1 pseudogene is annotated in these 245 nt (G+C 49.0%); it reads right to left on the bottom strand.

Annotated features, from left to right (window positions below):
- A pseudogene (locus LI126_RS15025) lies at positions 1 to 245 on the bottom strand (hypothetical protein); the annotation flags it as partial.

Here is a 245-nt window from a genome sequence, read left to right as displayed (position 1 = left end):
ATGAACCTTGCCGAATTTCAGATCCGCATCGTTAAGCGTATTGTAGATTTCTTCCGCACTGTCCAGCGACTTGTTCAAATGACCCAGCAGCGTTTCTTCGGCTTTAGAAAGCACATGCTTTTTCTGCCGCCGCAGCTTAGTCATCTCATATTGATACTCAGCCAGTCCCGGCTCGCTTTGCATCAGCTTGGCAAAGTCCGCATCGTCAATGGCCGTCAATTCAGGTTGAATAAAGGCCAGCTCAG

The organism is Mediterraneibacter sp. 210702-DFI.5.30, assembly GCF_020560115.1.
Lineage (GTDB): Bacteria > Bacillota > Clostridia > Lachnospirales > Lachnospiraceae > Mediterraneibacter > Mediterraneibacter faecis.
Note: the sequence above shows the minus strand (reverse complement) of the source record. Positions and strands in the feature narration are given on the sequence as shown.